The following is a 7,067-nucleotide window of genomic DNA, read 5'->3' as shown; positions in this document are numbered from 1 at the left end:
ACGTCATGGGCAACTACCACCCGCACGGTGACAGTTCAATTTACGAAGCGATGGTGCGCTTGAGCCAGTATTGGAAACTACGCGAACCTCTGATCGAAATGCACGGCAACAACGGTTCCATGGACGGTGATCCTCCGGCTGCCATGCGCTACACGGAGGCCAGGCTGTCGGAAATTGCGGCTGAGATGCTGAAGGACATCGACAAGAAAACGGTTGAAATGGTGCCGAATTTCGATGATACCGAATTTGAGCCGACCGTTTTGCCGGCGCGATTTCCAAATCTGCTGGTTAACGGAGCAACGGGAATTTCTGCGGGATATGCGACGGAGATTCCGACGCACAATCTTTCTGAAACGATTCAGGCAACGATTTATCTGATGGATCATCCTAAAGCCGACCTGGACGATCTGATGAAGTTCATCAAGGGGCCCGATTTCCCGACGGGCGGGATTATGCTTGGACTGGATGGCATCAGAAAAGCTTATGAGACGGGACGCGGCAAGGCAATGCTTCGGGCCAGGACACGAATTGAGGATATTCGCGGCGCAAAGCAGCAGATCGTAATCGAAGAAATTCCTTATGAGGTCAACAAAGCCTTGCTGGTCAAGAAAATTGACGAAATCAGACTGCAGAAGAAGGCAGAGGGTATCTCTGAAGTCAGGGATGAAAGCGACCGCGAAGGACTCCGCGTCGTCATCGAGCTTAAAAAGGACGCAAACGCACAGGGCATTTTGAACTATCTGTTCAAGAATACTGATTTACAGATTTCATACAACTTCAATATGGTTGCAATCGATCACAAGTGCCCCAAGCACGTCGGATTGAAGAAGATTCTCGAATCATACCTTGAACATCAGCGCATCGTGGTGACGAAACGCACTGAATTTGACCTTAACAAGGCCAAAGAACGCAAGCACATCGTTGATGGACTGATCAAGGCGCTGTCGATTCTGGATGATGTCATCAAAACCATTCGTGCATCAAAGAATAAGAAAGATGCAAAGGAAAACCTGGTTTCATCGTTTGACTTTACTGAAAGGCAGGCCGAGGCCATCGTTTCCCTGCAGCTTTATCGTCTGACGAATACCGACGTTACCGCATTGCAAAACGAAGCCGAAGAACTTGAAAGTAAAATTGTCGAATACACCAGGATTCTGAATGACGGCAGGGAACTTGACAAAGTAATCAAGAAGGAGCTCAGGGCAATTGACAAAAAATACAGCACGCCGCGCCTGACTGAAATCAGGGCTGAAATCGAGGAACTCAAAATCGACACCGAAGTCATGGTCGCCCAGGAAGACGTCATGATGCTCGTGTCGCGCGACGGATACGTAAAACGCTCTTCGCTGCGCTCGTTCAAGGCCTCGGATGAAGGCGACAATGGTCTGAAGGATGAAGACGTCGTCGTTTTGATGAAAGTCGCCAATACTTTGGATCATCTGCTGATGTTCACCAATAAGGGAAACGTCATCTACCGGCCGATTCATGACATCGTTGATTCGCGCTGGAAAGACACCGGTGAGCATTTGAGTCAGACGGTCGGTTTAAGCGATGATGAACACGTTATCGAAGCATTTACGTTTGACAGTCTTGAAAAAGAAGGAGCATTTGTCTTTGCAACTAAGGAAGGCATGATCAAGCAAACGCTGCTTAAAGATCTCAAACCGGGACGGACGTACAGATCACGTGCACAGACGTTCATCAAGCTTAAAACTGGTACTGATGAAGTCATCATGGCCGAGTTCGTTGAGACGCCGGATGAAGATCTGCAAGTCTTTTGTGCAACGCATACCGGGTACGGACTGCGCTATTCATTGAATGAAGTGCCGACGACAGGAGCTAGAACAAGCGGCGTCAAGTGCATGGATTTAAGAGAAGACTATCTGGTCGGCGTTTCTTTGGTAAGAGAACATGATGAGATTGCCATCGTGACTCAACGCGGAGCTTTCAAGAAGATGAAACTCGACAAGATTCCGCAGAATTCAAGGGCCAGACGCGGCGTTCAGATTTTGCGTGAATTGAAGCGCAACCCGCATCGAATCTTCTTTGCCAAGCCGGTTGTCGAAACGGACAAGTTGATTATCGAAACGACTGCAGGCGAAGAGATCGAACTCAGCGTTTCGAATCACCCGTCATGCGATCGCTATTCAAACGGATCATTCGTGCTTGACACGGATTCTCAAGGTAATCCTTGTCTGGTCACGATTGTCCGTCAGGAACCTGATTCAGAAGATGAATAAATCACAAAAAAGCCTGAAGCCACGTTCGTAGCTTCAGGCTTTTTTTACTTTGCATGCTTCAGTTTTTCGACCAGTTCCTTGTCAGGCGTGACGTAGAGCGTTTTCTGACCTTCGTAGATAACGAACCCGGGCTTTGCGCCGTTTGGCTTTCTGATTTTTTTGACTTGTACAAAGTCAACCGCCACGTTGGCCGAGGCTCTGGATTTTGAATAGTAAGCAGCGATGACTGCGGCTTCGGTCAGCGTTTCTTCGCTTGGAGAATCCGAATTGACGATGACGTGAGAGCCGGGAACGTTTTTGACGTGCAGCCAGTAATAATCCTTTCTGGCAGTTTTGAGCGTCAAACGGTCATTTTGGTAATTGTTCTTTCCGACAGATATTTCCGTTCCGTCCGATGCAATGAAGGTTTCAGGCCTGCTTTTTGCCTGATGTGGTTTCTTTTTTGACTTGGCCTTTGTCCCAAGGTAACCGCCTTTTTCAAGCTCAAGCTCAATATCCTGCAAGTCTTTAGGTTCAGCGAGTTCAATCTGAGCCTGAATCGTTTCGAGATAATCAATTTCCCTTGCCGTCAAATCGATTTGCTTCGTAACGAAGGAAACGGCATTCTTAAGTTTTTGATAACGCTTGAAATACTTTTGCGCATTGGCTGACGGTGAAAGCTGATTAGACAATGTGATTTTGACTGGTTTTTCGCCATCATAATAATTATTGAGCACGACCTCAGTCATTCCGCGCCTGATCTGATGGAGATAGGTCGTTAAAAGTTCGCCCTTGATGCGGTAATCGTCGGCATTTTCCGTTGCCTTGAGCTCTTTTTCAAGTTTAACGAGCTTTTTTCTGTTACGCGAAAGATCGTTTTTGATGACGTGAATCAGCTTTGATCCCTGCGACATGACGCGATCTCTCGTAGCTTTTTCGCGATAATAGGCATCAAGCATCAAACTCAGCGTTTCAAATCTTCTGACGCTCTTGGATTCTGTTTTGAAACACGTAAAATCAAGTCCCTTGTCGGTTTCCGAAATCGCTGGATACGGATGATTAGCGGTTTCACTTAAAAATGCAGCAAATGCATCGTCAGGCTCACTTGTCTCATGAAGACGGTCCGCCAAAATCAACGCGCTTTCTCTTGAAAAGCCCTGATATGTTCTAACGATGTTTCCGGCCAGAACTTCTCGATTAGGGAACTTTCTCAGAAGTTCCAGATATGTCTTCGACTCGTCTTCGAAGGGATTGACTTTTCCCTGAGAAGGCGGCAAACGATACGTTGCCTGCGGCAGAAGCGTCCGATACCTGTTTTGATCCATTGATACGTGCTTGACGGTATCGATGATCTTTCCCGTTTCCTGATCGACCAGAATCAGATTGCTGTAGCGTCCCATGATTTCAAGACTCAAAAGAAGCGGCAATTTGTCTCCGAGTTCGTTTCTCGTAACGAATCCGAAGTTGATCACGCGATCATTTTCAACCTGTTCGATAAATGCAAGTCTGGCACTTTCCAGATATTTTCTGAGAACCATCGTGAAATTCGTCGGCGTCTGCGGATTGGAGTACGGAATTTCGGTGATTTGAGCCCGTGCATACGTGGGATGCGCCGAAAGCAGCAAGGGGTAGTTTTTCCTTTGATTACGAATCGTCAAAATGACCTCGTTCTGATACGGAGCAGAAATCTTTGCGACCCGGCCGTAAACCAGGCAGTCAGCAAGTTCCTTGACCATTGCACGAGTAAAAAGACCGTCAAAAGCCATTTCTCATTCCTCCTTAAAAGCATTCCCTAATATTCTAACTTTTTTTGCGGAATATGGCAAAGAAAACGTCAAAAAATAAAAGGAAGCATCAGCAAGATACCGAATAAGAAATCTCTTCAAATGCGAAACATATTCCGGCTTTCTAGTCATCGGCCCGTTTATGTGGTATCATTAAGTTTGCAATAATAAATTAAAGTAGGTGTAGTTAAATGAAAATCGCTGTTGTAACCGACAGTACAGCCTATCTTAACAAAGAACAGGTGGAAAAATATAATATTCGCGTTGTTCCGATTCCTTTTATTATCGATGACAAAGTTTACAACGAGGGCATCGACATCACAACTGAAGAGTTTTATGAAAAATTGCGTACGTGCGAAAAGTTCCCGACGACTTCGCAGCCTCCGGTCGGAGAATTGGTTGAATTGTATGAGTCATTAGCGGACGAAGGATACGATACCGTTATCAGCATTCATCTTGCCGGAACTATTTCCGGATTCGTCAGAACGCTTGAAACAACGGTCAAGGATGCCGTTTCCGATCGAATCAATCTTATTCCCTATGATTCAAAAATTACGGTTCTTTTGATGGGGTATTTAGCCATCGAAGCGGCTCGCATGGCTCAAAACGGAGCAGAGTTGGATGATATTCTCAAGCGTCTCGATCATTTGCGCGATACGATCGATGAAATCTTTGTCGTCGACGATCTGCAGAATCTCGTTCGAGGAGGACGTCTGTCAAACGCCTCTGCATTTATCGGAAGCGTTTTGAGAATTAAGCCGCTTTTAACGTTTGATGACGAATCGGATAAAATTGTGGCCTTTGAAAAAGTTCGTTCCTCTAAGAGAGCTTTAAAACGTGCAGAAGATTTGTTTGACGAACGTATCAAAGGGATAGACTATCCTTTGCGTTTAATCATCTTCCATGGAAATGATGAAGCTGCCGCTCTTGCATGGAGAGACAAATTAGCCAAGAATCATCCCGATTGTCCAATCGATATCAGCTACTTCGGTCCTGTTATCGGAACGCATCTCGGAGAAAAAGCTCTTGCGCTCGGATGGATGGAAGATATCTACAAATAACGCAATACGAAAAGGAGCTGGGATCAATCTCAGCTCCTTAATTTTATGAAAGCTGGTGACATTTTGAAAATTCAACTAGGGTTAAAAGCAAGCACTGACTCAGAACAAATTGAAGACAGACTGCGTTACAAACCGGATGTTTTCGAATTTTATACTTCTGAAAATGATTTTACGAGGGATGGACTCAAACGTTTCAGATATGATTTTGAATGGATCAAAAGCGAGGGCGTACAAAAGATCGTGATGCACCACCCGATGCGATTTCATGGCCAGTTTACGGAATTGATCGCGCCTTTCGATAAGTGCCGCGACCTCTATAATTTTATCGACAAAAGCACGGACGATCTGCTGCAGCTCGCATTTGACTATGATGCTCAGCTGCTCGTTCACGGATCCTATTCACGCCAGACCCAAAGCTACATCAATATGTGGGGAGGAGTCGACCAGGCAAGAGAACAGGCTTATCGCCGCATTGACTCGTTTGCGAATCTTGGCAAAAATCACATTATGTTTGAAAACTCGATTTCGCCGATTTTTTATTACGGTGATGAAGAAGAAGACCTTTATATTTTTGAAAAAGGCTACCGTCTTGCCTTTGACACCTCGCACTGCTTCATCAAGAATCGCGGCAGCAACGAAAAGCTGCTGGCCTCGATGAAACGCCTGAAGGATCACGTCGTTCATTATCACCTGGTTGATTCAATGGGTGAAACGCATGACAGTCTGCCTCTTGGCAAGGGAAAAATTGACTGGGCAAAGGCATTGCCGTTAATGAATGACAATGCGACGAGCATCTATGAGATTATTCTGAAAGATCAAAGGGATGCGTCAGAACAAATAGCAAGTCATGAATATCTTCTAGGCCTCGCGGATAAGTTAAGAAACGCTTAAAAATAGCAGATTATCGCTGCTATATGCTTTAATGCAGCCGATTATATACTATAATCAACTTGTGGGATTAACTAATTTTAGGGGGCCGGAACATGAAGCGTGAGGCTTTTAACATATGGATGAATATCATCATCGGCATATTGGGTGTTGTTTATATTCTCAGCACATGGTATTTCAGATTGATAGTAGCAATTCTCAGGCGTCCCGGAAGGTCCTTTGAAGCTGCCGAACGATATGCGGATGATGCTAAAATTCTGTTCACGTTCTTGATTTTACTTGCGTTGCTGATAGCTTTCGTTGGAATCATAAGCTTGTTCAGCAATATGATTCACTTTGATTATCCGCGATTCTTTGTGAGAATCGGACTGGATTTGATAGTAATATTCATGCCGTTCGTATATGGCGAAAGTTCTGTATTCCTTTTATATGAGCTGTTATTTGCCGCAATTTTTGCACTGTATCTGAATCACTTGTACGTGAATCAGAAATTTAAAGATTTGTGAGGAAATATTACTTGAAAGCTGTTAAAAATATTTTAAGCTGGGTCATTCCGATTCTTGTCGGTTTTTTGATTGCAGCCGTCATTAAAACGTTCTTTGTCTCAGTCGTAAAAGTTGACGGAACATCAATGTATCCGAACCTTCAGAATAATGAACGGGTTTTGATGCTGCATAAGGCAAGGATAAAGCGCGATTCGGTAGTCGTCTTTGATGCTTACGGAGTCGACCGGAACAACACGAGCCTGACAAAGGACACTAAATATGTCAAAAGGGTGATTGCCTTGCCTGGAGACACCGTTGAATATCGTGACAACGGCCAGCTCTTTGTTAATGGAAAATTCAGGTCGCAAGGCTACATTACATCGCAGCAGCAGGTTGACGGAACCTTGAAGGTTGCTGCTAATCTGCCCAAGGCAAAGGGCGTTGTTTTAGGAACCGGTAGCACGTTTAAAGTTCCCAAAGGGAAATATTTCGTTTTGGGTGATAATCGAAGCGTTTCAAACGACAGTCGCTATTATGGATTCGTTCCAAGAAAGAAAATACTCGGCGTCGTCAAAGTCCCGTTCTGGAACAGCAGGCATGATTTGATCAATTCGTATCAAAGAGCTGACT

General features: G+C 44.9%; 6 protein-coding genes. 5 read left to right on the top strand and 1 reads right to left on the bottom strand.

Features of this window, described 5'->3' with window-relative positions:
- On the top strand, positions 1-2,240 hold a 2,240-nt coding region (parC, locus tag V7Z60_RS07980; protein ID WP_334117305.1), incomplete at its 5' end, for a DNA topoisomerase IV subunit A.
- Between the two features lie 44 nt (positions 2,241-2,284).
- Here the strand turns inward: parC and V7Z60_RS07975 are convergent.
- Positions 2,285-3,985: an Rqc2 family fibronectin-binding protein gene (locus tag V7Z60_RS07975; RefSeq protein WP_334117304.1), complete on the bottom strand. Its 1,701-nt coding sequence runs from the start codon at positions 3,983-3,985 to the stop codon at positions 2,285-2,287.
- A 209-nt stretch (positions 3,986-4,194) separates the two neighbouring features.
- Between V7Z60_RS07975 and V7Z60_RS07970 the strand changes: the two genes are divergently transcribed.
- The 4 genes from V7Z60_RS07970 to lepB form a co-directional block, all read left to right on the top strand.
- Positions 4,195-5,064: a DegV family protein gene (locus V7Z60_RS07970; protein WP_334117303.1), complete on the top strand. Its 870-nt coding sequence runs from the start codon at positions 4,195-4,197 to the stop codon at positions 5,062-5,064.
- 45 nt (positions 5,065-5,109) lie between these two features.
- Entirely contained in the window at positions 5,110-5,955 is an 846-nt protein-coding gene (locus tag V7Z60_RS07965; protein WP_334117302.1) for a sugar phosphate isomerase/epimerase family protein, read from the top strand.
- 92 nt (positions 5,956-6,047) lie between these two features.
- The gene (locus V7Z60_RS07960; RefSeq protein WP_117643882.1) at positions 6,048-6,458 is read left to right on the top strand and encodes a hypothetical protein; all 411 of its coding nucleotides are present in this window, start codon (positions 6,048-6,050) and stop codon (positions 6,456-6,458) included.
- Between the two features lie 11 nt (positions 6,459-6,469).
- On the top strand, positions 6,470-7,067 hold a 598-nt coding region (lepB, locus tag V7Z60_RS07955), incomplete at its 3' end, for a signal peptidase I (RefSeq protein WP_334117301.1).

The sequence above is a fragment of the Ligilactobacillus sp. genome (genome assembly GCF_036846325.1).
Lineage (GTDB): Bacteria > Bacillota > Bacilli > Lactobacillales > Lactobacillaceae > Ligilactobacillus.
The sequence above is the reverse complement of the archived record's forward strand: the minus strand, read 5'-3'. Positions and strand labels throughout refer to the sequence as shown.

Coding starts and splice junctions, on each gene's coding strand:
- V7Z60_RS07975 (WP_334117304.1), bottom strand. CDS start 3,985: ATGGCTTTTGACGGTCTTTTTACTCGTGCAATGGTCAAGGAACTTGCT.
- V7Z60_RS07970 (WP_334117303.1), top strand. CDS start 4,195: ATGAAAATCGCTGTTGTAACCGACAGTACAGCCTATCTTAACAAAGAA.
- V7Z60_RS07965 (WP_334117302.1), top strand. CDS start 5,110: ATGAAAGCTGGTGACATTTTGAAAATTCAACTAGGGTTAAAAGCAAGC.
- V7Z60_RS07960 (WP_117643882.1), top strand. CDS start 6,048: ATGAAGCGTGAGGCTTTTAACATATGGATGAATATCATCATCGGCATA.